24 protein-coding genes and 3 pseudogenes are annotated in these 25,570 nt (G+C 60.7%); 7 read left to right on the forward strand and 20 right to left on the reverse strand.

The features are described from left to right. Positions 1 to 76 precede the first annotated feature (76 nt). The gene (gene mobH, locus EQV97_RS26125; RefSeq protein WP_240890336.1) at positions 77 to 1,810 is read right to left on the reverse strand and encodes a MobH family relaxase; all 1,734 of its coding nucleotides are present in this window, start codon (positions 1,808 to 1,810) and stop codon (positions 77 to 79) included. A 227-nt stretch (positions 1,811 to 2,037) separates the two neighbouring features. On the opposite strand from mobH, the gene EQV97_RS26130 reads away from it, so the two are divergent. Next, positions 2,038 to 2,232, forward strand: coding sequence for a hypothetical protein (locus tag EQV97_RS26130; protein WP_020300924.1), 195 nt, complete (start codon positions 2,038 to 2,040; stop codon positions 2,230 to 2,232). Positions 2,233 to 2,361: 129 nt separating this feature from the next. Here the strand turns inward: EQV97_RS26130 and EQV97_RS26135 are convergent, their stop codons facing one another. Next, positions 2,362 to 3,324 carry a zincin-like metallopeptidase domain-containing protein gene (locus EQV97_RS26135; protein ID WP_240890337.1) on the reverse strand — a complete coding sequence of 321 codons (963 nt, stop codon included), beginning with the start codon at positions 3,322 to 3,324 and terminating at the stop codon, positions 2,362 to 2,364. A gap of 514 nt (positions 3,325 to 3,838) precedes the next feature. On the opposite strand from EQV97_RS26135, the gene EQV97_RS26140 reads away from it, so the two are divergent. Then, positions 3,839 to 4,234 (forward strand): DUF3742 family protein, encoded by a 396-nt coding sequence (locus EQV97_RS26140; RefSeq protein WP_240890338.1) that lies wholly within the window; start codon positions 3,839 to 3,841, stop codon positions 4,232 to 4,234. Between the two features lie 8 nt (positions 4,235 to 4,242). On the opposite strand, the gene EQV97_RS26145 is transcribed toward EQV97_RS26140, so the two are convergent. From EQV97_RS26145 to EQV97_RS26165, 5 genes are all read right to left on the reverse strand, one after another. Further along, positions 4,243 to 5,799 (reverse strand): conjugal transfer protein TraG N-terminal domain-containing protein, encoded by a 1,557-nt coding sequence (locus tag EQV97_RS26145; RefSeq protein WP_240890339.1) that lies wholly within the window; start codon positions 5,797 to 5,799, stop codon positions 4,243 to 4,245. Between the two features lie 10 nt (positions 5,800 to 5,809). After that, positions 5,810 to 6,118 carry a hypothetical protein gene (locus tag EQV97_RS26150; protein ID WP_045060789.1) on the reverse strand — a complete coding sequence of 103 codons (309 nt, stop codon included), beginning with the start codon at positions 6,116 to 6,118 and terminating at the stop codon, positions 5,810 to 5,812. Beyond that, on the reverse strand, positions 6,115 to 7,503 hold the full coding sequence (locus EQV97_RS26155; protein ID WP_240890340.1) for an integrating conjugative element protein: 1,389 nt from the start codon (positions 7,501 to 7,503) through the stop codon (positions 6,115 to 6,117). Before EQV97_RS26155 ends, EQV97_RS26150 begins: the two co-directional genes overlap by 4 nt. Beyond that, on the reverse strand, positions 7,500 to 8,456 hold the full coding sequence (locus tag EQV97_RS26160) for a TIGR03756 family integrating conjugative element protein (protein ID WP_240890341.1): 957 nt from the start codon (positions 8,454 to 8,456) through the stop codon (positions 7,500 to 7,502). The genes EQV97_RS26155 and EQV97_RS26160 overlap by 4 nt, the downstream gene beginning before the upstream one ends. 113 nt (positions 8,457 to 8,569) lie before the next feature. After that, the gene (locus EQV97_RS26165; protein WP_240890342.1) at positions 8,570 to 8,827 is read right to left on the reverse strand and encodes a helix-turn-helix transcriptional regulator; all 258 of its coding nucleotides are present in this window, start codon (positions 8,825 to 8,827) and stop codon (positions 8,570 to 8,572) included. A gap of 169 nt (positions 8,828 to 8,996) precedes the next feature. Here EQV97_RS26165 and EQV97_RS26170 point away from each other — a divergent pair, with 169 nt between their 5' ends. Further along, positions 8,997 to 9,254, forward strand: coding sequence for a LasR-specific antiactivator QslA (locus EQV97_RS26170; protein WP_240890343.1), 258 nt, complete (start codon positions 8,997 to 8,999; stop codon positions 9,252 to 9,254). Between the two features lie 43 nt (positions 9,255 to 9,297). Here EQV97_RS26170 and EQV97_RS26175 read toward each other — a convergent pair whose 3' ends face one another. The 10 genes from EQV97_RS26175 to EQV97_RS26220 form a co-directional block, all read right to left on the reverse strand. Beyond that, the gene (locus tag EQV97_RS26175; RefSeq protein WP_240890344.1) at positions 9,298 to 12,051 is read right to left on the reverse strand and encodes a conjugative transfer ATPase; all 2,754 of its coding nucleotides are present in this window, start codon (positions 12,049 to 12,051) and stop codon (positions 9,298 to 9,300) included. Then, positions 12,051 to 12,455, reverse strand: a complete 405-nt coding sequence (locus EQV97_RS26180; protein WP_240890370.1) for a TIGR03751 family conjugal transfer lipoprotein — start codon at positions 12,453 to 12,455, stop codon at positions 12,051 to 12,053. The genes EQV97_RS26175 and EQV97_RS26180 overlap by 1 nt, the downstream gene beginning before the upstream one ends. Next, on the reverse strand, positions 12,430 to 13,947 hold the full coding sequence (locus tag EQV97_RS26185) for a TIGR03752 family integrating conjugative element protein (RefSeq protein ID WP_240890345.1): 1,518 nt from the start codon (positions 13,945 to 13,947) through the stop codon (positions 12,430 to 12,432). Before EQV97_RS26185 ends, EQV97_RS26180 begins: the two co-directional genes overlap by 26 nt. Then, positions 13,937 to 14,755 (reverse strand): TIGR03749 family integrating conjugative element protein, encoded by an 819-nt coding sequence (locus EQV97_RS26190; RefSeq protein WP_240890346.1) that lies wholly within the window; start codon positions 14,753 to 14,755, stop codon positions 13,937 to 13,939. The genes EQV97_RS26185 and EQV97_RS26190 overlap by 11 nt, the downstream gene beginning before the upstream one ends. Next, positions 14,752 to 15,393 (reverse strand): PFL_4703 family integrating conjugative element protein, encoded by a 642-nt coding sequence (locus tag EQV97_RS26195; protein ID WP_138725574.1) that lies wholly within the window; start codon positions 15,391 to 15,393, stop codon positions 14,752 to 14,754. Before EQV97_RS26195 ends, EQV97_RS26190 begins: the two co-directional genes overlap by 4 nt. Continuing rightward, positions 15,390 to 15,803 carry a TIGR03750 family conjugal transfer protein gene (locus tag EQV97_RS26200; protein WP_240890347.1) on the reverse strand — a complete coding sequence of 138 codons (414 nt, stop codon included), beginning with the start codon at positions 15,801 to 15,803 and terminating at the stop codon, positions 15,390 to 15,392. Before EQV97_RS26200 ends, EQV97_RS26195 begins: the two co-directional genes overlap by 4 nt. A 7-nt stretch (positions 15,804 to 15,810) precedes the next feature. Then, positions 15,811 to 16,182, reverse strand: coding sequence for a TIGR03745 family integrating conjugative element membrane protein (locus tag EQV97_RS26205; RefSeq protein ID WP_240890348.1), 372 nt, complete (start codon positions 16,180 to 16,182; stop codon positions 15,811 to 15,813). Positions 16,183 to 16,199: 17 nt separating this feature from the next. Then, positions 16,200 to 16,439: a TIGR03758 family integrating conjugative element protein gene (locus EQV97_RS26210; RefSeq protein WP_240890349.1), complete on the reverse strand. Its 240-nt coding sequence runs from the start codon at positions 16,437 to 16,439 to the stop codon at positions 16,200 to 16,202. Next, positions 16,436 to 16,771, reverse strand: a complete 336-nt coding sequence (locus EQV97_RS26215; RefSeq protein ID WP_240890350.1) for an RAQPRD family integrative conjugative element protein — start codon at positions 16,769 to 16,771, stop codon at positions 16,436 to 16,438. The genes EQV97_RS26210 and EQV97_RS26215 overlap by 4 nt, the downstream gene beginning before the upstream one ends. A 142-nt stretch (positions 16,772 to 16,913) precedes the next feature. Next, positions 16,914 to 17,786, reverse strand: coding sequence for a LysR family transcriptional regulator (locus tag EQV97_RS26220; RefSeq protein ID WP_240890351.1), 873 nt, complete (start codon positions 17,784 to 17,786; stop codon positions 16,914 to 16,916). A 103-nt stretch (positions 17,787 to 17,889) separates the two neighbouring features. On the opposite strand from EQV97_RS26220, the gene EQV97_RS26225 reads away from it, so the two are divergent. Together EQV97_RS26225 and EQV97_RS26230 are read left to right on the forward strand one after the other, a co-directional pair. Further along, positions 17,890 to 19,428: an NADH-quinone oxidoreductase subunit L gene (locus EQV97_RS26225; protein WP_045060804.1), complete on the forward strand. Its 1,539-nt coding sequence runs from the start codon at positions 17,890 to 17,892 to the stop codon at positions 19,426 to 19,428. Then, positions 19,425 to 21,872, forward strand: a complete 2,448-nt coding sequence (locus EQV97_RS26230; protein ID WP_045060805.1) for a DUF2309 domain-containing protein — start codon at positions 19,425 to 19,427, stop codon at positions 21,870 to 21,872. Before EQV97_RS26225 ends, EQV97_RS26230 begins: the two co-directional genes overlap by 4 nt. A 532-nt stretch (positions 21,873 to 22,404) precedes the next feature. Here the strand turns inward: EQV97_RS26230 and EQV97_RS26235 are convergent. Both EQV97_RS26235 and EQV97_RS26240 read right to left on the reverse strand, forming a co-directional pair. After that, a pseudogene (locus EQV97_RS26235) lies at positions 22,405 to 22,562 on the reverse strand (transposase); the annotation flags it as partial. A gap of 23 nt (positions 22,563 to 22,585) precedes the next feature. Beyond that, positions 22,586 to 22,759, reverse strand: a pseudogene (locus EQV97_RS26240) (IS110 family transposase); the annotation flags it as partial. Positions 22,760 to 23,214: 455 nt separating this feature from the next. Here EQV97_RS26240 and pyp point away from each other — a divergent pair. Then, positions 23,215 to 23,592, forward strand: coding sequence for a photoactive yellow protein (pyp, locus tag EQV97_RS26245; protein ID WP_045060806.1), 378 nt, complete (start codon positions 23,215 to 23,217; stop codon positions 23,590 to 23,592). Positions 23,593 to 23,771: 179 nt separating this feature from the next. Next, positions 23,772 to 24,875 carry an AMP-binding protein gene (locus EQV97_RS26250; RefSeq protein ID WP_240890352.1) on the forward strand — a complete coding sequence of 368 codons (1,104 nt, stop codon included), beginning with the start codon at positions 23,772 to 23,774 and terminating at the stop codon, positions 24,873 to 24,875. Between the two features lie 198 nt (positions 24,876 to 25,073). Here the strand turns inward: EQV97_RS26250 and EQV97_RS26255 are convergent. Further along, positions 25,074 to 25,553, reverse strand: a pseudogene (locus EQV97_RS26255) (integrase); the annotation flags it as partial. Positions 25,554 to 25,570 lie beyond the last annotated feature (17 nt).

Genomic DNA, 25,570 nt, shown 5'->3' on the forward strand with positions numbered 1-25,570 from the left:
GTAGGTCAATTCGAGGTCGGCGCCAACACCAATAGGACTGGGTAGAGTAACCGTCTCGTGATGACACATAGGGTACTCACCCATAATCAAGTGCAAGAAAAGGATTGTCCGGTGGTATCGATACTAAAAGTGAAGCCGGCTCTCCAATCACGTACCCCTTCAAAACGGTTTTCTTCCTGGGACCTTGCACTTGGCAGGTCCAGATATTCAGACCGTCTTCACGCTTCCTGTGGACCTTCAGTTTCTCGAACTGCTTCTGCACCCAGCGCCACTCATCCATGTCTTCGTTGGCTCCGTAGGCGATGCCTGGAAACTCCTGAACATAGCGCTGGAAGATGCTCGGTGTTACCAGAAACACAGTCCCGTTCACGGTGTGCACTTTGGCCTTGCTGTCATTGATGATCAGCTTGTGACTCTGGATACCTTTCCTGACCCAATTCAGGAAAACCTGACCGGGATTTTCCGCAGGGGGATTTGAGGTGGCGAGAGCACTTTCTGACTGTGCTTCACTGGCCTCGGACTCTGCCGTTTCGAACATGTCCAGCAGTGGTCCGAGGTAGTCATCAGCATCTTCCATCGCCAGTGGATTGGGCGGCGATGGGCTTTGAGTTGAGTTTTGGTTCGCAGCCATGGGGGCAGCAGGTGTTGTTGGAACGTGAGTCGGCTGGTCTTCGAAGGCCACACTCACCGTTCCGCTGAAAGCTGCGGGACGGTCTTCGCTCCCCCATATCAACGCCGGTTGAAGGCGTAGAAAGGTGAAGCTTTGCTGCCAATTGCTCTGGGTCACCAGCGCGGTCCAGATGGCTTTGCCTTCCGGAGTCGACTCGACCAATCCGTGCGACTGGAGTTCCTCGAATACGGCGATATTGGACGAGGGGATGCCCTCGATCGACTGCGACAGCAGATAAGCGCGCAACTTGTCAGTGACGACCTTGCTGACCAGCCACAAAGCGTCCTGGGTCAGCCAGCCGGCGGCACCCGGTTGGTTGAGTTTCAGCTCGTGTTGGACCAGGTGCCGCAGTCCGCTGATCAAGTGATGTTGCAGCGAATGGATCGGCGCTTTCAGCGCCTTGCTCGGGTTGCCGCCGATGTTCTGCGCGGTGGAAACGCGGTCGGCCTGAATCACCAACTCGCCGAGTACGCCGGCATGTTCGTACTGACCGGCCAGGACATACAGTAAGCTGGCCCACAGCGGCGGAAAATTACTGAGCCAGTCGAGAATCGGCCGGTCAAGAATTTGGGTGTAGAGCAACCCTGCGGCGGCGCCATGCAAGTGGTAGTCACGACCCTTGAGGTAGCGAAAGCGGTAGGGCTGATCCAACGGTCCCTGCCAGGGGTGCCAAGGGCGACCATCCTGGCGTTCGACCTGCAGGTCCACGGCAATCTTGCCAATATCATGCAGCAATGCACCATAGGCGATGCCGGCCGACCAGGCATCGGTCTGGGCGGCTTGGTCTTCCGGCGCGGCACCGGTGGGGAGCAGATGGGACTGACGCAGTTTCAGACTGCAGGCGACCAGCTCCAGGCCATGGTCGAGCATGCCGCCGAGATACGCATGGTGGTGTGTTTCACTGGCCGGGAGTTGCTGGACTCGTTCGGCGTAGCGCTGGATTGGCTGCAAGTAGAGCTGAGTGAATTGCGCGTGGGAGAGTGCGGTGTACTGCCAGATACGATCGAGCAACTGGCGGCGATGCTCCGCGGCTAACAGGGTGTGGGCGGATTCGATGGGCAGGTAACCTTCGGCAACGCTCACGGTTAGCGGTGGAGCGGGCTTTGGCCTTTTGTGGTGGTGGCGAAACAGACTGAACATCGTGACCTCCGGCAGGGGGCGGGGCCAATGGTCTTTTAGCCTTTTCGGATAGCGCTCTTACCCTTGCGGCCCCATTCCCTTCCAACCCTTACCTGTCCTTTTGGCTGGTAACCTTTTGTGCGGCAAGGGGAATAGTGATACTGCAGGGCATCGTATTGATGAGGGTCGTGCTGGTGCGGAAACGGCCAGAGTCGGTACACTGCGCTGCATATTTTTTGGGCCAAGCGATGAACCTCACTGACGCCACACTGGTGCTGCTCTTGGCGGCCCGTATCCATGGCACGGACGAGGCTGTCAGGGCTTCGGCGAAGAGCGTGGTCAAGAAGTTGCCACGCAGCAAGCGTGATCTGATCTACAAGGTGATCGACAGCCGAAGTCCGCTGGAACTGGTGGATTTTCTGGCGCAAAACTTGGATACGTAATAGCTTGCCGCTGGCGTGCGACCACCTCCGGTACAGTCTCGAAGCGTGAGGCCTTCTGTTGTTCAGGGCGAAAAAAAAGGCCCAACTCGCGTCGGGCCCGATGAAGCGGTTGCAGCGGAGAGATAATGGTTAAGCTCCATTGTTCACGCACAGCGGGTCATCCAGGACCGCTGACTTCGATTGTTGCTCCAGGTTGAGCACATACTCGGATGCCGTTCGGGCTTGGCCACTGGCCCGAAAGATCGCGCGCTTGTCTGCCTTGAGCAGGCTGAGCCAGGACTCAAGGTAACCCTCATGGCGCAGTTCGCCCTGAATGCCGCAATGAGCACACAAAAATGCGGCGCCCATTTCAGCCACCAGTTCCTCGAAGGCATAGCCCGGCGTACCGAATGGGCTAGGTGCAACCACTCCTTCGCGTTGCAGGCGCGAGGCATGTCCGCTCCAGTGCGATAGCTCATGCAGGGCCGTGGCGTAATAGCCGCTTTCGTTGTGAAATTGCGCCTTTGTCGGCAGTTGGATGAAATCCCTGAGCGGGTGGTAAAAGGCTTGGTCGGCCGGCCGATGAACGATCTTTGCTCCAGAACTTAACAGCAGATTATCCGCCGCGCTGTTGGCCTGAAAGGGCTCGCTCGGTTCCGTTTCGATCAAGGTTGCATTGAGTGTTTCGAGCCCCTCTGTTTGCTCGATATTGAACAGGAAATGCGTCCGGAGAATGCCAAAGTGAGCGACCTTGGGCTGGCCGTTCTCATCGAGAACGGGTTGACCTGATTCAGTCTGTTCTTCGCGTTCCATCGGCTTGTAGAGAACCGCCAAGGTGCTGTGCTCACCCTTACGGATGTGTCCACCGGCATTTTTGGCTTGGTTGAAGGTCAGCCAGCGATCTTGTGTGAAGCCCTTTAACCGGGCCTCGGCCCAGAGCAGGGGGAGATTAATGCCTGAATAGGCACGCCGAGTGATCGCGTTGATGGGGAAGGGTTGGTGAGGACCGTAGTTCGATGAGCCAGTTGAGGTCCAGGGTTTGATCCAGGGAGCAACGCCTTGGCCTAAAGCGGTCACGATCTTGTCGGTCACGTCTTGGTAGATATCGCGCATGGCAGTTTCCTCGAGAGAAACGGAGGAACACCTTGCCCGTCGGGGAGGGTTCCCCGGTTGGGTGAAGAGCTGGATAGGTGCAGGCCTTGCAGGCCATCCGACTGTGGAAATGAGGCTGAGCGGTACGGGGAAAAATTCCCCGCCGTGGGGTGAAAAAAAACGCGTGGGTGTACCTGACGAGCAGGGCTCGAAAGACGCTCTGGGGAACAGTAGGCATTCATCACCGCAGCAGCGGTGACCGTGCGAGCTACCGAACGCTAATCGCACTTGGGGGAGAACCATCACCAGGGTGACGTAGTCTCGAAGGCTCTGACTACCTGGGCAGGCGCTGTCGATCACAGCAGTCCGTACTGAGGGTTTTAGCTGCGGGGGTGTATGCGGGTCAACCCCTTCAGCTACGCGGTTGCACGCGGCTGGTCTGCTGACTTCCAGTGAAAGTTTATCGGCGGGGAAAACTGATAAACGGTCAAGCGCGGACCGTTTTCAGTAGTAGGCTGATACTACTGTCTCTATCATGAACACGCTCAGAGAAGGCGAGACCATGCCGACGCAGAGCCCCGTTTCGGTTTTCCGCGCCCAGCGTTGGGCCTATGCCTGTGGCATGTCAGTAAAGCGTGGGTATCGCCGGTTGAAAGCGTTCGAGTCCCGCGTGGCCGAGCGAGCGGTGGCAGCAGGTCTACCTGCAGGCAAAGCCATTGTTCGCGGAAGCTTTCTGGTTGCGAAGCTAGCCCTGCTCGGGGCATTTCTTTTTGTTAGCTTCTGGTTATTTGTGTTGATCTGCACTGTTGTCGCAATTGCAGCTATCCCAGTTGTTCAAGATTCAGACATTCCAGATATTGATGATCTCGATAATCCGATGCATAGAACGTCGTGGCCTGAGCAGTACGATAAATGGGGTTCGTTGAAGTAGCCGAGGGGTTATTTTGAGCCCGATTTCCCTGAGGCGATTCTTGCTCCGCTCATCAACTGAGAGGTTCCGCTGGAGCTGGCTTTCTGCGCAGCCTGGGCTCCCCGGCTAAGCATTCCTTCTACGCCTGAACCTACGCTATACCCGGTCCAGCTCATAGCCCCTAGAAACAGCATCGGCAATACGACGAACATCGCCCCCATCACATACTCAATCACTTGTGCCGTGACCGTTCCATCCATGACGCCAGATGTCGGCAGCGACAACAGCACTTTGTTGGACGTCGAAACCTGACTGTACAGGGTATTGAGCATGCTGGAGTCGACCCAGCGTGCCAGCTCCCACCAGAAGGTCAGCATGTGCAAGGTAAACAGCGCGAACGTCACCGTCATGACGGTCTTCAACTGGTAGGTACTGACCAACAGAACCAGTGGCAAGCTGATGATGACCCCCATGATCAGGAACGCCTGCACCATCGGTAGGGCGGCGCGAAGCGCATTCATCGCGGGAAAGTTGCTGAAGGAGCCGAGGGCCAATCCGGTGTTGGTGGCCAGGTTGTTGAGCCCCTGACTGATCGATCCACCGCGGGCACTGGAGCCATAGTCCTGAAATACCTGTCCGGGCGACATGGACCTCGATTGCTGGCGCGGACTGATCAGCTCGCGCAGGGTGGCATCCTCGATCTCGGTGTTCGAACGGCCCGTCAGCCAGCCCTTCAGCTGCGTCAGCAACGAAGGATCGACCTCCTTGATCAAGCGCTCGCGTAATCCGACACCGCTATCGCTCCACCACTGCTTACAGGTTGGATATCCCGCGCCATTCGCTAGCCGCGGCAAGGACACATCGCGGCTTACATCGTACGGCCAGCTGACTCGTGGCGTGCGTGAGCGATCGGTATCGTAGTAGCCGGTCGTCTCGAGGAAATAGCTCGAGCCGATCCAAGACGCGTCGTGACTTTGTGCTTTATCTAATTGCGGGCGGTTGGTGAACAACCGCGAACGGGAATAGCCATAGCAGTCACGGGTGAAGTCGGCTACTTCCTGCAGCAGCACCTGACTGTCAATCCGTGAGCTGTCGATCTCCATGCGCATCTGCCGGATATCCGATGCGCAGGGGATGGCGGCGGTGGCCGCTGCGGTCACGCCTTTGCTCACTGCATGTACCAGAAACCACCAGACGGGCACGTTGGCGGAACGTTCACCGATGGTGTTGAAGGTGGCACCCCAGGCGGTGTCCGCTGGCTTGGTCACACTGATACCGCAACGCTGGCTGGCCGCCGCATCGAGTGTCATGGAGGCGAGGTTTAATGGAAAGACCGGCGCACAGCCGAACAACACCACGATGTAGGCCAGCCACAGCCGGTTCTCGATCCGTGGCACCGAGAACAGCCCCTTGTTACCTTCATCCGCACCTTGCTGACGGGCCGACAGCCATTCCTGCAGGATGATGGCGCCGAAGGGCGCGGCGAACAGCCCAGTGTCGGACAGCACGCTCCAGAGCCCGTTGTTGATAATCCAGGCCAGCAGGGAGAGGTAATACTCCAAGTAGCTGTTAGTGCTCATGAACATGGCGGTGGCCTCACAGTCGGGTGAGTTCGACAAAGGTAAAGAGTGCGAGCCCCATGGTCCCGATGCGCTGTAAGCGCAGTCGATCCGCTGGTCGATGGCGGTAGCGGCGATGCAGATCCCACCAGAGCGCCAACAGGGCGCAGTAGAGCAGGGCACGCCATACCCGCAGATAAGGGCGTGCCGATTCGAGTGCCAGTTGCCAGCTTTCAACACTGCCCAGCGCCGTGCTGCCGATCTGGGTGAGCAGTGCGGCGATCAGCAGCATCACCGTGGCAATCCCCAGACCCGAAAGCAGCGTGAACAGCCGTAGGCGTTTCATGGCTTCACTTGTCCGGCATTGGCGTTGTTGAGCCGGCCCGGCTCGGGGTCGCCTTGCTCGATGGTACGCGAGGCGTCGGCCCCCCCGGCATGCCGATCGAGTACCAGGCTGGCGGTGTTGGTGGCCAGCATCTGCCGGACCTGCAGTTCGGTTTGCAGCAAGCGGACTTCACGCTCTAGGGCGTCGATGTTTTTCGTCAAGGCAGTTTGGGCTGGTTCGGCGGAAGCAACGTTTGGTTCGTGACTGCCGGCCAACAGGGTGTGCAGTAGCAGGAGGGCTTTGTCGAGCACACTGGATAAAGCCGTCTCGCTGGCCAAGCGCCGTGCCAGCAGATCCTGGTCGGGATCGTCGCGCAGGGCTTCGATGACGCGGCGGGTGACTGGCAGCATCGGACTGGAGGCCTTAACCAAGTTGTCCTGGGTAGATGGGAGTGCGCCCGATAGCAGCTGTTGCAAGGCTTTCAGGCGTTCGCTGTAGGCCTCCTGAATCAGCGGTGTCAATCCGCTGCCTGCGGTCGCCCGCAGGGTTTCGCAGCTGTCGCAGGTCGCGACTTCCGTCTCGCCCAAGACGCGGACCGCCCACTCGGACTCCTCTTGGGGCGACGCCCAGGTCTGGCAAATGGCCCCGCCCTGACAGTCGTGGCTACTGATCGACGCACTGTCCGCCACCGTCCGGTTATGCAACAGGTTATAGCCGGCGCGAACCACGTCGGCGGTCACCCGGATCGGTGTCTGCCCGTTACCGCCAGCTTTCTGCCCACCGACCCAGGACACCCCGTGGTTGCCGTTCTGCGCCTCGGTGTTGTTCACTGCGGCGACGGCATCCCCACCGGTTTGCTCCAGATGGCTCTGCATTTCTTGGTTTTTGGCCAGCGCGCCCCAGCCGGCTGGACCGACCTTGTCCGCCATTTTATCGGCCATGGCCTGGCAGGTCAGCTTGGAGCGATCGAAGTCGATACGCCCCTGCATCACCCCGTTGCTCAGCAATTCATAGAGGCCGGGGTTGGCGCGTTGAATGATCAACGCTGGCAGCGACATCACCGCCTGGGTAGCGTTCTGCACAATGCTGCCCATGATTTGCTGGAAACCTTCGGTGACGCCGTTCAACTGGTTTTGCAGGGTATTGCTCAGGCTCATGTTTCCGCACATCAGGTTCGCTCGCCAGGACCCGCCGATCCCGAGACCGCTGGGGCGGTAGAACGAACTCGGGGAACCCACCGCCGAGCCGCCGCCAATGGTGTACATCACCCGATCGTCGAGCACGTCGCCCTGAGTGCCCAAACGGTAATCATCCTCGGCGGCGCGGGCATACGTGGCCATGAGCAACAGTCCGCAGAGCAACAGACGCATCACGCTACAACCTGATCGGGTAAGGGGGCGATTCATGAAGCACCTCCTGCGAAGTCGATGCTGAACAGCAAAGTCTGCCCTTCACGTTTGCAGCAGCTGTAGGGCCGCCACAGCGACCATGCGTAGCCGCCATCGGCACTCTGCAGCGGATCGCTAGGGAAGAGGGCACAGGTGGGCTGCACCTGGGGGTAAAGCAATTGCCATTTGTGGGTCGAAGCGTCGTTTTCCACGATCGGCCCCGGCGGCCAATAGCCGTCGCGTTTGTCGGGGGTGAGCGGCAAGTACACATGGGGCTGTCCGTGACGGGTAATGACATCGCCGGCCCGTTGCGCCATGACCGCGGCGGCCTTGAAGTCATCAAGCTGCACCAAAAAGCCCTGACGGGGATAGACGTTGCCCCACATGTTTCCCGCCGCCTGCTGACCGATCTCACGAACGCCGGGCGTAAGGGATTCGGGGTAGACACTTTCCGGGATGCCATGGCGCCAAGCCAATAAATCTAGGGTGCTCAGGTAGTAGGGCTTGAACGCGGTGGCGCCACTGGCACAGGCATAGCCGGATTGCGAAGCTAATTGCGTCGCGGCCGAGCCTCCGGGGTGGCCAATGCCATCGACATTCTTGAAGCGGGCCAGGTTGTCACGTCGGGTGTTGGGGGTGATCAGGTTGCCGCCGCCCTCCGCGCCGCTAATAGGGCTGGATAGAACGGCCATCTCGGTCCACGGGTTGTTGCCGGTGGTGGCGTAGCTGGAGACCACCAGTTCAGGCGTGAAATGCCGAACCTTGGTCGAGGTTTTGATCTTGCAGCCAAAGGGCGTGCAGAGTAGCCAGAAACAAATGCCGACGACCCGGTATTCGAGGCAGTTTGGCGATAGCGCGGAAGCCGTGATGCTGGCGCTATCCAGCGCCCCGCTGGGTCCAGACACCAGTAGCAGGCTCAGTGCCAAGGATCGCAGTTTCGGGTAGGCATTGAGTGCGGAGGGCGCAGGCATGATTCAGGCTCTTGAAGTGAAAAGCCTGGTCAGGTTCGACGACCCCATGCGGGCTGTCAGCGCAAAATGCGAGAGCCGGAAGATCGGTTTACACGGGGGGGCGCGAGCGACGACTATGATTCGACGTGCAACGTCTGCTGCAGGGCGGTGGGCTCGATCAGCAGTTGATCGGTGGTGATGCCGAAAATATTGGCGAGTTTGCACAGGACCAACAGTGACGGATTGCCCGTGCACCGTTCGATTTGACTGACGTAGGTACGGTCCACCTCGGCCATGAGCGCCAACTGCTCTTGGGTGAGGTTTTTCACGCGCCGCATCAAGCGGATGTTCTCCGCCAGTTGCACGCGAAGCCGTTCGTAGTCTTGAGCCATGTGCGCAAATTGCGCTTTGAGAGACTCTCAATCCACGGGATATAGTCTACATTTGCAATGGTCTAAGCTATTGAATGCTCATTATTGGTCATGAGCGTGTCTTTTGTGGCGTTACGATGGTCGAAATCGAATTCAGTCTCTGGCCTCCCAGTAGAACTCTAAGGTGTGTATGGACGAAAACTTGATTTCAATTCCAGCGGCTGATGGTTGTCCGAGTGTGCTGACACCGTGGGGCAGTGAATTTGCGTCGATGATCGAGCAGGGCGTGCAAGCTGCTCAGGCTTGGCTCGATAGTAGCGGCGAGACTCCGCTATGGTGGGCGCTGGCGCAAGTGCGCAAGACCTTGCCTGTCGGTGAAGGCCAGGATGCCTTTGAAGCAGGATTTTTATTGAGGATTCAGCAACGGCTGCGGGGCGTAGCGCACTAGTCCGTTGCTCTGGCTCAACCGCCTAATGCCTGAATAGCCCGCCCTAGGTGGGATCGATGCCTCGGGTTCTATCGATCCGTTCCGCGACCCGGTAGGCCGCGTCCAATTCCGAACAACAGTGCTCCTGCATCAGGCTCCAACGCTCGGCTTTTTCCTCGGGTTCGGTCATGGCCAAGGCCAGGTATAGGCTTGGCGGAACCACCCGAAACAGGGTTTCGAGCTTCTTCGACAACACCACGCCTTCGGTGTATTTGCCCGGCTCCTTGCTGGCCGAGAGCAACAAGGCTTTCTGCGCCGGCGTGAGCTTTTTGAACCGAGCGATCTCCTCGATCTCCGCGGGCGGCATGTTCAAACAAATCCACCACTCGATCATGTTGAGCATGGTCTGCGCGGCATTCGGGAAGTCGGCCAGGTTTTGCGTGGCCAGCCAGAACCAGGCACCGAGCTTGCGCCACATCTTGGTGCCCTTGACCACGAACGGCGCCAGCAACGGGTTCTTGGTGATGATATGGCCTTCGTCGGTGACCATGATGATCGGTCGGCCCAGGTACTGATCGCGCTCGGCAATGTTGTTCACGGTGTTCATCAAACTGATGTAGCTGATGGACAGTTGCGCTTCGTAGCCTTCGCGAGCGTAGGTGGCGAGATCGACAAGGGTCACATCACTCTCAGGCCAGGCCGTCCCCGCGCGATCAAACAGTTCGCCCTCGAAGCCCTGGCAGAACAGGTCAATGGACTCGCCCATTTCCTGGGCGCGTTCGCGACGTTTTTCCGGTAGCTGCGGATCGGCGGCGACGTTCAGCAAGGCGTCGCGCACATCGCGGGTCAGGACCTGCCGGCCCGCGGTGACGCAGCTCTGCGCGGCATCGAGAATGCACTCGCGGATCAGGCTGCGATCGGCGCGACTCAGGCGCGCGTCTTCCTTGGCCTCGCCACCGGTGATCATCAGGCGCGCGGTGATTTCCAATTCGCCGAGCACATCACGTTGATCTTCACGACTGCTGGCCGCCTCATCGTCCCACTCGTAAACCGACAGACTGGCCACCTGATCCGGTTGCTCGACCAGACGCCAGGCATCGGCAAAGGGCGCGAGGCTCACCGCGGCGCCAGGTTTTAATTGGACCTTGTTGACTGACAGGCCTAGAGTCGAAAAATAGTCGCCTTGCAAACCGAATGAGTTGCCGGCCTCGACAATGAACAGCCGCGGGCGGTACACCGCCATGACCTGCATCAGCAGGCTGACCAGGGTGGCTGACTTACCGGCGCCGGTCGGCCCAAACAACAGCAGGTGGCCGTTCATGGCTCGGTCCAGGCGGGACAGCGGATCGAAGCTCAAGGGCGAGCCGCCGCGATTGAACAGGGTGATCCCCGGATGGCCGGTACCGGTGCTGCGGCCCCAGACCGGTGCCAGGTTCGCCAGGTGCTGGGCAAACATCAGACGGGTGTACCAATTGCGCGTGTCGCGTGATGGGTTATAGGTCATCGGCAGCCAGCGCAGGTAACTGTTGCAGGCGGCGACCTCATCGCCGTCGCGCACTGGCTGTAGCCCGGCACCCAATAGCGCGTTGGCCAGGCTGACCGAGCGCTGGCGCAGTTGTGGTTCATCGTGCCCGCGCAGGTAGAACGCCAACGTCCCTCGGTACAGTTTGTGTTTACGGCCGATGATTGTCCGGGCCTCTTCGACATCCTGGCGGGTCTGGGTCGAGGCCAGGTTTTCACCGATGGCTTTACGCGCCAGCCGGCTTAACTGATCCTCCAGCACATCCTGTGGTTTGACCACCAGGGTCAGGCTCATCACCGTGCCTTCCGGCAACTGGTCGAACAGCGCGTTCACCGCATCGCCCTTGCGGGTTTCGCCCGTGAGTTGGCCAATCAACGGCGCTCGGCGCAGTTTGTCCACCACCGTCACCCGATGGGGCTGCTCGTCGAAATACCATAGCCCGCGCTGGACATCCGAGCGCGGCTCATTGAAGAACAGGCGCTCGGCGAAGTCGTGATCGAAGGGCAGTTCCAGCGACTCACCGTCGCTCGATTCCGGGTAGGCCACACGTCGGTAGAACGCCGCGGGTGCCTCATCGGTGAGTCGGGGTGCCGGGTTGAACCACGGCAACAGCCAGTCATACAACCCCCGGCCGTCGACCCGTACCGCGTCCACCCCGCAGGCCTGCAGCGCGGCGCCGATCCGTTCGCACGCCTGTTGCAGGGCTTGCACCGGCGTGAGCCCCGTCTCCTCAGTGTCCGACTCGAGCCAGCGATAGACCACCAGCCGCACCCGCCGGTTATTGCCGTGCCAGGGCAGGTGCGTGACCACCTTGTCCTCAAACAGCCCCCCAGGCTTGGCGATGGCTTGCAGATGGCGGCGGTTGAGTTCCAGGTAGGCCTCGGTGAAGACCGTGCTGCGTGCGCGGTCCCGAATATACTCCGTGAGCCGGTTCAGGTAGGGGGTGAAGTCATGGTCGTCCTGACAGAAAAACTGCGCCACCCAGGGTGCCTGATCCAGTTCGTCAAAACTGTCCTGCAGGGCATCTTCGAGCGCATCGCGCGCCGCCATCAGCCAATCGGGTTCGCGTCCTTCGGTGCCGAGGGGCAGCAGCTCGAACACTGCGCCCACCGAGCGATTGTCATCCAGCAGAAAGCACTGCTCGGTCTCAAGGTATTCGACCCACGGCAGGTGATCGGTGAAACTGGGGTTGTGCGCATAGAGTGCAGCTTCGTCGGCCACGGTGGCGCGAGGGCGTAATGGGTTGCGCCAGGCTTTCCACCCAGGAGTGCGGTCGTCCGCGTCGTCGCTGTGCATTACAAGTCTTCCTGACGTTCACCGGGCAGCGCGTACTGCACGCGTTGGTAGAACGGAAAGACTGTCGAGTAACCGGGGACCGGTGCCTGCTCGGTACCACTCAAATGCGGATACACGTACAGCACTAGATCGGGATTGGGCAGGCGAGGGAACAGGTTGCGGATCTCGTTCGCCGCTGTGCGAGTGTACGGCTCCTGGAGATAAGAGGAGAAGTCTGCTTGATCCAACGGGCGGCGTAACTGCTGCCGAGCATCTAGCAGTTGCTGCTGAGTGCCTTGCGAACCGGCGCCGTTCCAGATGTCCAGCATGGTCCGCTCGCCATGGGGCAGGAGGGTTTCTTTATTGGTGGAACACCCGACCTGGGCCAGGCAGAGCAGGCTAATCCAGGTCAGACAGAGTGGCATGCGATGGTTCATGGCGAACGCTCCGGCCGTTGGGCTCATAGTCGATAGTGATTTCATGGTCGAGGTGCAGGGCGACCTGCGCGGCAGGAGGGACGTACACCGCCGCAAAGGCCTCGCCATAGAGTTTTTTGACCCACTCGCGGATATCACTGACCCCACCACTGAGGATGGAGTTGAGTGCACTGTTGCCCGTGCTGCTGGTGACCCCTAGCGTACTGCCGCCCGAATTAATCACGCTGCTGTCGTTCCGCTCACCCCCGAGCAGGGCGGCGACCCCGGCACCGGCGGCGGTGATCAGGCTCTGGCTGCCGAGGTACTGCTGGGCGTTCGAGCGACGCTCGCCAGCAATGCACGGGATGCCATACGGATCGGACAGGTAGCCGAGCCCTCCGCGGATTTTGTCGGTGGTCGTGCTCTGGCTGGAGGAGGCATTGCGACTGGCCACCGCCTGTGGCTGCGGTACGGTGCGGATGGTGCCGTCGGTGAAGACAAAGGTGATCGACTCGACTTGCCCGCGTACGCAGGACAGGGTCCAGTCACCGGACGCCGTGCCACTCATCACCGCACCGGCCACTTCCGGCAGGTCAATGCCGTTGGCGGTCAGGTTCTCGGGGCCGACCAACACCTTGAAGGGGTAGGGATCATTCACCGTGCCGTCCACCGGGACCCGGCCGATCAGCGCTGTCATGGCGACCGAGCCCATTAAGGTCGCGTTTTCAGGAATGGTGTAGATCGGCTTCGCGCCTTCGCTGCGATCGACGGAGCGCGCCAGGTCGCGCTCACCTTTGGTGACCGCGCGCAACTGCTTCTGGCTGCGATCGATGGCGTTGTCGTTCAGACCCTCCAGCGAGTTGAAGGCGCTGGGCAAACTCAGTTCGGATGAGCTTTTGCCTTTGTTGCGGGCGTCGGCGGGCAGCGTATCCGAAGGCTCAATCCACTGCAGCGCCTCACTGGCCGGACGATGCCCGTCGAACTGCGCCCCATCCCCCGGCTGCAGCCCCAGCCCGATCGGCAGATCCTGGCCTTTGCTGGTCAGGCCGGACAACTGCGCCTGCAGTTGGGTCAGCAGACCATGGGCCTGACGGCTGTCTTGTTCCGCTTTGAGTCGGGCGTCGTTGGCTTGGCGGCGGCCTTCGTCGACCTGCTGGGTCACGCTGCCGAGGGCGCTTTGGATACGCGAATCGACACTGTTTTCCCGTTCACGCAGACGGTTATTCTCCGTCTGCAGCGCGTCATTGTTCTTCTTCAGGCTGAGCATGTCGCTGCGCATCGCTTTCACCTGGCCAACCAGGGTGGCGACCGTGTCGCGCGGTGTATCGCCCGCGATACCCAGCGACTTGGCCTGTTCGGCGGACAGTTGGAGGTTAGCCTGATCAACCAGATCCTCCGCAGAGGGTGTGCTACCCCCCGCGACCCAGGATTTCAGAATGATCAACACCACGGCCAGCAGCGCACCCGGTACCAGCCATTTGAGCAGCGCATTAGCTTTCATCGTCAGCACCTCGCACCGCAGGTGGGGGCAACAGAAGGGCGTGTTCGAGGCCCGCGCCGCGGGTGACCAGGTAGGCGATCGTGGTGTCTTCGGCACTGCTGACCGGCCCGAGGAAGGTATGCTGAAAGGCGGCGGCAAACAGCTGGGCTTGAAGTCGGCGCGGATCGAGTGACACCGTCTCGGCACCACGGTTGCGCAACTTTACCGCCGTCACCCAGTAATCCCCGAGTCGCCACGCAGCGATGGGAATGCTGGACACGTTCTCGCTTGGTAGCAGGGTCGGCAGTGCGGTACGCCGCGTAAGCGGTACCCGCCGTACGCCGGGCAGAGACTCCACGGTGCGAAGCGGCGCGTACAGGCTTTGTGCGGCATAGCGGGTCAAGGCGACCGGGATCGGTGTGCGTTCTGGAGCAGGGGCGCTGCTCGGTTCACCGTCGGTGGCCTGTGGCGGCTGAGCGTTTCTGAGGATGCGTACGGGCTCCACCGCTTGATCACCCGGGGTTGCCGCGATATCCAGCAGGATGATCTCGCCCGTCGTCACCGATTGCAGTTGTAATCGGGTCGGTGCAATTGCTTCCGCCGCGTGCAGGTACAGCGTGCCGCCGGTGGATTGCACGCGCAGTTTGCCGCTCAGCGATGAGGGCAGACCGACGCGAACGTCCTCGTCGATAAAGACCACCCGCTCCTGACCGATTACCAATGGGACGGCGAGGGGCAGGCGCTCCCAGTGCATCAGCTCGACGGCCTGAGCCAGCCCCCCGCACAGCGCCAACAGCACGGCGGGCCCGATCACTAACATTCGTTTCATGGCTCACCTCCGGGCAGGGCGATTTTTTGCGGCGTGCCCTGGTAACAATCCAGCGCCAATCCCCATTTATTGCGTTCGGGATCCAGGTCAAAACGCACCACGCGCAAGGGATAACGCACCACCACCCGTTTCACCGGCTCGGCGGCGTAATACTCATCGGCATTGAGGTCGAGCTGGACTAGCCAGCTGTCGCGGTCGAGTTGCTTGACCCGTAAGGCCGGATCCTCGCTGTAGCCGCGGCCCAGCACTTCATAGACCCCGCGTACGCGCTGACGCAGCTCGCCGGCGGCCTTACGGTACTCGTAGTCGCCGTCGAGGAAGATTTTGCAGGCGGGTGTCAGGTAGGCCTGCAAACTGTAGATGGCACGGCGATAATCCTGCTCTCCATCCGACGGCCAGCGGTTGAGCTGGCCGAAGATGTACAGGGCAAAGGCATAGACATTCTCCGGGGGCACATCCCACCATTTGCGGGTGCTGCCCGAGCGCAGATCGGGAGGGACATGCACGGTCAGGTCGGTTGGTGCCGAACGCCAGCCATACCAGAGCCCGGCACAAATCAAGGCCAGAATCCCTACCGCCAGACGCAGGCTGACGATATGCGCTTGTTGGGCATCGACCTTGTTCCGAAAACGGCTCATGGCTGCCACCGCGATAGGGCGGGGCGCAGGCGCCGCGAACGGCGAACCGTCCAGGCGCCGGAGTGGAGGATCAAGCCCCCATGCCCCAAGCGCCAGCGACTGGCCAGGACCCATTCGAGCTTGCGGTACAACCAAGTCTCGGGGCGGGCCCGTTTGGCCCGACGCAGCAGCGTGCCTCCAGCAAAGAGCACCAGCGCCATGCCCGCGATCATGCTGGTTGGCGCCACGGCAATGGAGGCCGTGGCGATCGCCAAGGGGACGCCCAGCATCAGGCCAAGGGCTGCGCCGGTGCCTAAGGCGAGCCACATTTCATCATTGGTCAAGCCGCGCAATACCGCCGGATCTCGGTTGAGCCGCTCCGGCAGAAAGACCAAGGTGCCGTCGATGAGGCATTCGATAGCGTCGTTCATACCGACCTCACAGAATTGCGGCAGCCTTGGTCAGGAACCAGATGATGATCACCACCAGCAGGGCGCCGATGCCGACCACCGCGCCGAGGTCTTTCCAGGTCTTGCGCTGGTTCTGCACATCGGCATACACGGTCAGCGAATGCCAGGCCACGCCCAAGAAGGCGAGCAGGGCAATCAGCAGGCCGAGCAAAATACCGCCGTCGTAGGCGTAGTTTTTGATCGTCTCGATCAAGCCGGTGCCTTCACCACGGGAAGGCGCTTCCATGGTCGGGAGTGCGGCCAAGGCCAGGCTTGGACCGAGCACCAGCAACAGACCGATCAGGTGCTGGCTGGCACGGTCACGCAGGTTGTTGTTCATGGGGGCAAAGCACTTGAGCATGACGGCGATCTCCTGGATTAGGACAGGGTGAAAAACATCAGGACCAGCAACACCAGCACGACCCGCGCGGCACTGCCGCCAAACGCGCCGAAGCGCACGTTGCCAGTCGCCCAACCCCGGTACGCTGTCCACATCACCCAGGTACACCAGAGCAATGCCAGGACGAGCGTCAGGGATAGCCAGAGCGTCGAACTGTTCTGCGCCGAGAAGCCGGAAGCGTTTTGGTACGCGGCGGTCTGCGCGGCCGTCATGCTCATGGCGAGGGCTCCGCGGGCGGCGTGTCGAGGCGGTAGTCGCCGATCAGTTCAGCGGGATCGCGCGGTTGGGCGCGGGAAGGGGACAGGTAGCCCTGTACCCCTTGGCGGATGCGCTGAATGTCTTGGGATAGGCGGGAATAGTCGAAGCGATAGCGTTCGCTATATTCAGCCGTGCTGGCGGTCTCAGCTCGCGTGGCAAGGCGTTCGATCGTGTCCAGTTGCTGCAGGATCAGACTGAACTGAGTTTGTTCCTGGGCGGAGGCCGCGTAGCTGCTGCCCTGGACGATGGCCAGTGACAGCAGTAACCAGCAGCGAAAGGCGGTAGTTGGCATGATCCTGCCCCATGTCGGTATGGGCACAGAATCGAGTTAATGGCGGGGTTGTTCAGTAAAAAAAGCGAGTGGCGGTGGATCGCTTTTTTTCGGGGGAACATTGGAGATGAAGTTCGACGTGTCGCTATTTCATTTCCCGCGATCAAGATTTATTAAGCAGCTCGTCCAGAATCCCCAGACTGAACTGGCGTTGCAGGGTGACAGCGAAGAACTGCTCGGCGATGTCTGGCACCTCGGCATACAGCTGCAGATCACCGCTGCGCAGCTCGTCCTGAATCACCACCGCCGGCAACAGGGCCATGTCGCCGGAGTCGCGCGCGAGCAGACGCAGCATGGCCATGTCGTCGACCTCGGCGCAGATGACTGGATTCAGACCATGGCTATTGCAGTAGACCTCGAACTGGCTACGCACATCGCTGCTGCGCCCGGGCACGATCAAGCGCGCCTGCTGCAGGTCACGACGTAGGTCGAACGGCCGGGCCTCCTTACGTGGAGGACCGATCAGGCATACCGCCTGGCTATCTAACAGCCTGCATTGCCAAGTACGATTGCCATCGGCACTGACTGCCCTGTTGGTCAGCACCACATCCAGCTTATGGAGGGTCAGGCGTTCCAGCAGGTCATCCAGGCTGCCTGATTCCAGGGTAAAACGCAGGTCGTCGCGACCGAGGAAAGGACGAAGCAGGTTTTCCTGGAAGTTACGAGACAGCGTGGCCACGGCACCGATGCGTAGCGTCTGGCTGGATTGTCGGGTGTTCTGCAGGGTGCGTTGCAGTTCGCTGCCCAGAGCGAAGATGGTCTCGGCGTAGTCCAGTACCAGGCGACCCGCTTCGGTCAGCTGCAGACTTCGGCCGGAGCGGATGAATAGGGCGTGACCGAGCTGGCCCTCCAATACGCGGATTTGCGTCGACAAAGCCGACTGCGACACATGCAGCGCTTCGGCGGCGCGTGTCAGATTGCCTTCCTTGGCCACTGCCCAGAAGTAATGCAAATGATGGAAGTTCAGTCGGCGCATTATTCGTTCTTCTAAAGTAAACAATAGATTCTTATCTATCTATTTTTAATAATTCAAGCACTCCTCGACACTTGCGCCATTAAACCATCGCGGAGACTGCCCCATGCCCAGCCTGTTTTTTCCCCTAGCCCAGTTGCTGCCCTGGGTGTATACCCTGGCGCTGCTGCCGGTGGCCCTTGTGCGTACGCCAAAGGGACTCTGGTGGCCGGCCCGTTTGGCCGGTTGCCTTGGTCTGGGACTGGCGGCGGGTGCCTGGTTGCAGGCGGCCCTCGATGGGCATGGCAACGATCGGCTCGGCTTGGCGATGGTCGGTCTGGTCGGCCTGCTAGCGCTGGTGATCATCGACTATTCTTGGCGCTATCTGGAGGGTGAGCCAGGACAGCGGCGTTATGTACTGGCCTTGCTCGGTACCTTGGCAGCCGTGGCTACGGTGGTGACCAGCTCCGATCTGTTCCTACTGGTCGGGGCCTGGATACTCTCCAGCCTGTGCCTGCACTTACTGCTCACCTTCTACCGCGACCGCCCGCAGGCCCTGGTGGTGGCACACAAAAAGTTTCTCGCCAGCCGCCTGGCCGATGTGTGCCTGCTGCTGGCCACCGTGCTCCTGGTGCGCGCCGGCGGCGACAGCAGCATCGCGATGATTCTCGATGCGGTGAACGCACGCCTGCAGTCCAACGGCCAGCTCGGCTGGGACCTGCAGCTGGCCGCGTTGCTGCTGGCTCTGGCGGTCATCCTCAAGTCGGCGCAACTGCCGGTGCATGGCTGGCTGATTCAAGTGATGGAGGCGCCGACACCGGTATCGGCGCTGCTGCACGCGGGGCTGGTCAATCTGGGTGGATTTTTACTGCTGCGCTTCGCGCCGCTGTTTTCCGCCGCCGTGCCGGCGCAGAGCCTGCTGGTGCTGGTCGGCGGACTGACGGCTGTAGTCGCCGCTTTGGTCATTATGACGCGCATCAGCATCAAGGTGCGACTGGCCTGGTCGACCTGCGCACAGATGGGCCTGATGCTGCTGGAGTGTGGTCTGGGGCTCTATGAGCTGGCCCTGGTACACCTGCTGGCGCACTCGTTCTACAAGGCCCATGCCTTCCTGGCTGCCGGAGAGACCGTGGCACTGGCGCGTCGACATGCCTTGCACCCCCACGCTCTGATGCCCAGCCTGGGCAGCCTGTTGCTGGCCCTGTTGCTGGCCCTGCTGCTGGCCGGCCTGGCGCTGACGCTGTTGCAGGGGCTGTGGACTTGGCTGGTACCAACCTACGAGTTGCCCCTGGCGGCCCTGGCGATCCTGGCCATCGGCCTGGCCCCCTGGTGCCTGCGTCAGGGCCACGTGCTGCATGGAATGGTGGTGTTCGCTCTACTTCTAGGCGCCTACCTGATCTGGCATCAGGCGGCGGCCTGGATATTGGACTACCCGCACGCAGAAGCGCCCCTGCCGCTGACCTGGCTGGCAGTGCTGCTGTTCCTCGGGCTCTACGTGCTGCAGGCCGTGATCCTGGCCCGCCCCAAGGGAGTACTGGCGCAACGCCTATATCCGCTGGCCTTTGCCGGCTTCTACTTGGATGAGCACTTCACCCGTCTGACCTTCCGCCTGTGGCCGGTTCGCCCGCTCCGGGTTTCGACCTTCGCGACTGGAGACCGCACATGACTGCGCTCGAACATTTAGTCAGCCTCGACCGGGATGCTCTGCATGCGTCAGCGCTGCAGGCCTGTGCACGCATCGCGCCGACCTGGCCGCTGGATCGCATGATCGCAGTCAACCCGCTGTGGGAGCGTCGCGAGCAACCCTGGCATGAGGTCGCACAACAGCTCTGGCTGCGCGCTGGCAGTCGCCTGACCCTGAGCACCGAGGACTACCGGCAGGCCTGGCAAGAGGGCAGCATCGCTGAGCGTCACCTGCATCAGGCCCTGACCGAGCAGGGTGTGTCCTGGACCAGCGAGCATCTGCTGCAGGCTCTGGATGCGAAGCAGGAGCCAAACGGGGGGCTGCCACTGCTGGAAGACCTGGCCGAGCCTGGTATCCCGCAGCCGGGCTGGCCGGTGCTTATCACCCAGCAGATCGGCCAGTGCTGCGCTGCCTGGTTCGACCGCGAACAGGCCGACTGGCGCCCGGATGACAGCGCCGGTCTGTACCAGGCCTGGCGCAGCAGCATGTTGGCGGATAGAGGGCTCAGCGTACTAAGTGCCTGTCGCGACCTGGACGGACGCATCGCCGAGCTGCCGTTGCAGCCGCAGGTGGCGCTGGAGGCGGCGGTGCAGCGCCTGGGGCTGACAGCCGATGACTGGGCCCCCTGGTTCGACTGCCTGCTGCTGCGCAGCCTGGGCTGGGCTTCCTGGTGTGCCTACCAGCGCTGGCAGGCGCGCCAGCAGGGCGAGGATGACCAAACGATGCTGGAGCTGCTGGCCATCCGTGCGGCCTGGGAGTGGCTGGTAGACGATCGTCAGCGCGACTCGCAGAGCCGCTGGCAGCGCTGGCGTTCGGCCTGGCAGCGCCTGCTTCAGCAGCCGCCGTCGGCCGACTGGCAAGCCCTGCAGCTGTGGCAGCGGGCCGACGAGTTGGCCTGGCAGGAGCAGTTGCAAGGGCTATTGTGCCGAGCCAAACCGGCGGCAGCGCCAAAGGCGCGGCTGGCCAAGCTGTTCTTCTGTATTGATGTGCGCTCCGAGCCCCTGCGCCGCGCCCTGGAACAGGTCTGTCCCGAGCTCGATACAGGCGGTTTCGCCGGCTTCTTCGGCCTGCCCATCGCCTACACGCCGCTGGGCACCACCGCCACCCGCCCGCAGTTGCCGGGCCTGCTGGCACCGCAGCTGCAGGTCAGCGACAGCAGCGGCGATGCTGAGCAGGATCATCAACTGGTTCGACTGCGGCAAGACCGGCTGGCACGCCAGGGGCGCTGGCGCCTGTTTGAACGTCTGCCGGCCTCGACCTTCACCCTTGTCGAGAGTGTCGGTCTGGGCTATGCCGGGGCTCTGCTCGGACGCACCTGCGGTCTGCTCGGGAGGGCTGAGGAGGCGCACCGCAGTGCCTGGCGCCTCGCCGAGTGGCAGCAACTGCAACCGCTGCTGCCGGCCATGCCGCTGGCGCAGAAGGTCGACCTAGCCGAGCGCATCCTGCAGGCCATGGGGTTGAGGGGGCCTATGCCTGCGCTGCTGGTGCTGCTTGGGCACGGCAGTCAGAGCGCCAACAACCCCCAGGCGGCTGGGCTCGACTGCGGCGCCTGCTGCGGCCAGAGTGGCGAGATCAATACGCGCCTGCTGGCCGGGCTGCTCAATGAGGTCGAGGTGCGTGCCGAGTTGTGCAAGCGCGGGCATGATTTGCCGGCGTACTGCCACGTCCTGGCCGGTCTGCACAACACCAGCACCGATGAGGTGCAGGTGTTCGCCCACGAGGCTGTTCCGGCCACTCTGCAGCCAAGCTGGCAGCGCGTGCGTCAGGCACTGGATGAGGCCGCTGCCCGGGTACGCCGCGAACGGGCGGCCAAGCTGGGACTGGCCCCGGTACAGGAGCAGCCCGGCAAACTGCTCAATCTGCTGCGCCGGCGAGCCCGGGACTGGGCCCAGACCCGGCCCGAATGGGGCCTAGCCGGCAATGCGGCCTTCATCGCCGCGCCGCGCTCGCGCACCCGGGGCGTGGACCTGCAGGGCCGGGCCTTCCTGCATGACTATGACTGGCGGCAGGATGGCGAGGGGCGGCTGCTAGAGTTGATCATGACCGCGCCCATGGTGGTGGCGCATTGGATCAACCTGCAATACTTCACCTCGACCACCGACAACCTGCGCTTCGGCAGCGGCAACAAGCTGCTGCACAACGTGGTGGGTGGGCACATCGGCGTGTTCGAGGGCAACGGCGGCGATCTGCGCATCGGCCTGGCCCGTCAGTCGCTGCACGATGGCCGGCAGTGGATGCATCGCCCTCTGCGCTTGCATGTGGTGATCGATGCGCCGCAGGCCATGATCGATCGGGTGATCGCAACGCACGCGGTAGTGCGGGATCTGGTTCACCATGGCTGGCTTCATCTGCTGCGCCTCGACGGTCAGCCGGCTCAACTGGAGCGGCGTACGGTCGAGGGCTGGCAACCTCTGGAAGGTGACTAAGCTGCGCAGGCCGTCTCTATCGGGAGCGGGATTGCGGCCAGGCTGACGGGGAAAACGCGTCGGCGAACCGGGGGACAGAGAACACAGATAAACGCAAAGGCCGTCTGAGGGCCCAGTCTGCTCTTGCGCTCTAGAACCCGGCGAGCGGGCTAGAAATAAACCCTCGACTTTCTTATCCATCGAGCCTTCCTGTTCATGGTCGATGACTCAGCCTTGGTTTTCGGAGGTCCGGGTCAGCAGTATCTCTTGGGTAATCACGGGCGCGACTACGCCTTGGACTCCACGGCGCTGGTCAGCGGGTAGCGGCTAAACGTGCGAAAACATACCAGCGGATCTGGATACTGGCGCGCTGATACGGGCTCAGGTGCGCGAGCAAACGCGTCGTCCTGCCGTGCAGCTCTACCACTGGACTTGGCTCCGCGCCGTACAAGTCGACGACCTCGATACCCAAGATATGGTTGCACTGCCAGATATCCAGCTCAGTCCAGTTCGACAGGAGAAATATCGTGATCGTTTTCTAGCCGGCCCTTTAGATCACTGAGCGGGAGCCATGAATCATAAAGGTTCGCAGACACGAGTCTTCTCGCTTGCTGATGCTAGTAATGTTGGCCTTCCACCTCTGGAATGCTAACGAGTTACGAGGCCTAACCAGGCAGCTAATTGCCGCCCGTTTTTAAAGTTCTCCGCATCACGATAGAGCGACTACTGGCCTAGTAGTGAGCACTACAAGCTTCCATGCCGATCAGGTAGCGCGGTAAGTTGGCAAAATATACTGCCACCTGATCGCGTTTCAGTTCCTTGCGCAATAGGGGCCTGCCTCACTCGTTTATGCCATGAATCTGGAACACATTTTTGGCTAAGTCGATACTAACAATTCTGATTTCCAGAGCTGACTACCCCTTCGTGCGAGTGGATGGTGACACGACTCACTCTGGTACGCGATCCGATTATGGGCGGGGGCGTCCATACCAAGGCCTATGAAGTTTTTTCCAGTTCGGTTGGAGGCAAGCATAAGCGAGCGCATATCGAAAGTATGGGGCCTTTGATGAATTGCTGGAGTGGCTTCCGACCCTGTACTGCCGGCGCGTATCAGCATCCTGAATGCCAAGCTGGCGTCCGCCCGAGGACAGCTATTAGCACTTAGGCATTTTGCTAACACCACCACTGTTCTGCGTTTGGATGGATAGGTCGAGGTAACTGCTGATGGGCATAGCCGGCCGGATATCCCCATGATCCCATGCAAGAGGCTAGCAGAGGCAGCCGCAGGATAATTTTGCAAAACTTGTACATCTGGCGCATTCTGTACAACTAAAATCTTTACATCGGCCAACGGGAATACGTCATGGAATTAGTCAGTTTCGGGTCCAACGACATTGAAAACACCCTCGCTAGGATGACCACCGGGCAACTCGATAAAGTGGCGTTTGGCGCCATTCAGCTCGATGCCTCTGGCAAAATCCTGCAGTACAACGCCGCTGAAGGTGACATAACGGGTCGTAAGCCGAGTGAGGTTATTGGCAAGAGCTTTTTCCGTGATGTGGCTCCTTGCACCAATCGCCCGGAGTTTCAGGGCCGTTTCGCCGATGGTGTCAAAAGTGGCAACCTCAACACGATGTTCGAATATGTATTCGACTATCAAATGAAGCCCACCAAAGTAAAAGTGCACATGAAGAAGGCCCTGATCGACGACACCTACTGGGTATTCGTTAAGCGCCTCTGATTGAACTCCCCATGCCTAACCAGCCCGCAGAGATCAGCTTGAACCGACTTGAACTGGATAAAGCCAGCATTCTGGCCGTTATCGTGTCGTTACTCGCTGATGAACTCAAATCCCTGCGCTACCTGTCTGTACACCATATAGGTAGCGAACTCTGGGATGCCTCGACCCTGATCGGTGACGTGCATGAAACCTGTGAGTCTGATCAGTACCCGATCGCCATAGGTGCTGATTCCCTGGAGCTGCTCAGCCTGGCGACCCGCGTCGCCACCTTCTTCAACATCTATGACAGCGGTCTTGAAGATTACCTACTGCGCTTCAAGACCATTGGCGAATGGGCAGAGCTGGTCGTAAACGCGCGTCTACGCGGATCTGAGAACCTCACCTTTGCCACATCCGGCAGCACGGGTACGCCCAAGCAATGCCCGCAGAAGTGGGATGTCTTGGTCAACGAGGCACACTTTTTTGCCAAGTACCTAGGTCCAGACACCGAGCAGCCAGCGCAGCGCATTATCGCGCTCAGCCCATGCCACCACATTTACGGCTTCATCTTCAGCGTACTGCTGCCCTTGCAACTGCAACTGCCGGTTATTCGGGGCCCACAGGCATTGGCACTGATCAACCAACGCAAGATGCAGGCAGGCGATCTGCTGATCGGCTTTCCGTTTATCTGGGGGCAACTGACTCGCCAGGGCGCCTGCTTTGCAGAAGGGATTACCGCCATCACCTCTACCGGTCCATGTGATCCCAGGCTAATTCGCCAACTGCGCCAGCAAGGCCTGGAGCGCATGATCGAGGTCTACGGCTCAAGCGAGACCGGCGGGATCGGCATGCGCGGCGACCCCGAGTCGCCCTTCAAACTGCTTCCGCGATGGCAGCGCGGCAGTCACGCTGACTCCTTGAGCGAATGCGTCAGCGGCTCAGATTATGAGCTAAACGACCAACTGCAGTGGCTGGATCAGGCTTATTTCCGGCCGATAGGCCGTCGAGACAAGGCGGTAAAGGTAGGCGGGATCAATGTGTTTCCAGCCAGCATCAGCGAGCGCCTGCAAAGCCTGCCGGAGGTCGCGGCGGCGGCTGTTCGGCTTATGTCGCCACTTGAAGGCGAACGCCTGAAAGCCTTTATCGTGCCCTCAGAGGGCCAGGATGACGAAGTAGCCCTTAAGGCACTTCTGCAGGCATGGTGCACGTGCAATTTGACAGTGGCCGAGCGCCCCAAAGCCTTTACATTCGGTTCAAAACTGCCGCGCAGCGCATTAGGCAAGGAAAGCGACTGGCCTTTATAGGACTATGCCTCATCTGGCTCAGCGCAAAGTAGGCAAGCTAAAAGTTGTCTGTTGACGCCGACGCTGAATTGATCAAGTTGCCGAGATATCGCTGACCCAGTCTGTCCCTCGCGAACCTTTGCTTTTGCTGAATTTGTGCAGATTTGGAGGCGGATCAGTCTTGCGTCAGCACGTGGGTCAATTCGGCGGCGGTGTCAACACGATGGCCGCCACGCGCGGCATTTGGTGTTTACAGAGCACGTCGACGATTCGCTTCACATGTTCGTGGTTTTGGCCTTGCGGCACCGAGCGACGAACACTGGTGCGCCGCATTCCCAATGCCATACTCGGACTCGGCACCTTCACCGACTGATCGCCGCGAAGTGCCGCCATAGTCCGGTTCACGCTGGACAACCGATTTTGCGCGGTCGCGAGGCCGATAGCGCCTTGTTCAACTTGTTGGCGCAGATGCTCTGCGTAGTCCAGCAAGGTCTGCCGATCTATGTGTCGCGCATCGTTAAACCCCGGCCCATCCTCCGAACGACACCAGCGGATAAACGCCTGCCAGCGATCACTGTGCGCCTTGACCGTGGCGTAATGCCCGCCGCCAAAAAAGTCGCGCAAGGCTTGCGGTCCGGCATAACTCAGTTGTCGGCCATAGCCAAAATTTCGTCCACCTCGTCTACCCACCAATGCCATGATCAAACTCCTCTCGA

The organism is Pseudomonas sp. TMW22090, assembly GCF_022496665.1.
GTDB lineage: Bacteria > Pseudomonadota > Gammaproteobacteria > Pseudomonadales > Pseudomonadaceae > Aquipseudomonas > Aquipseudomonas gregormendelii.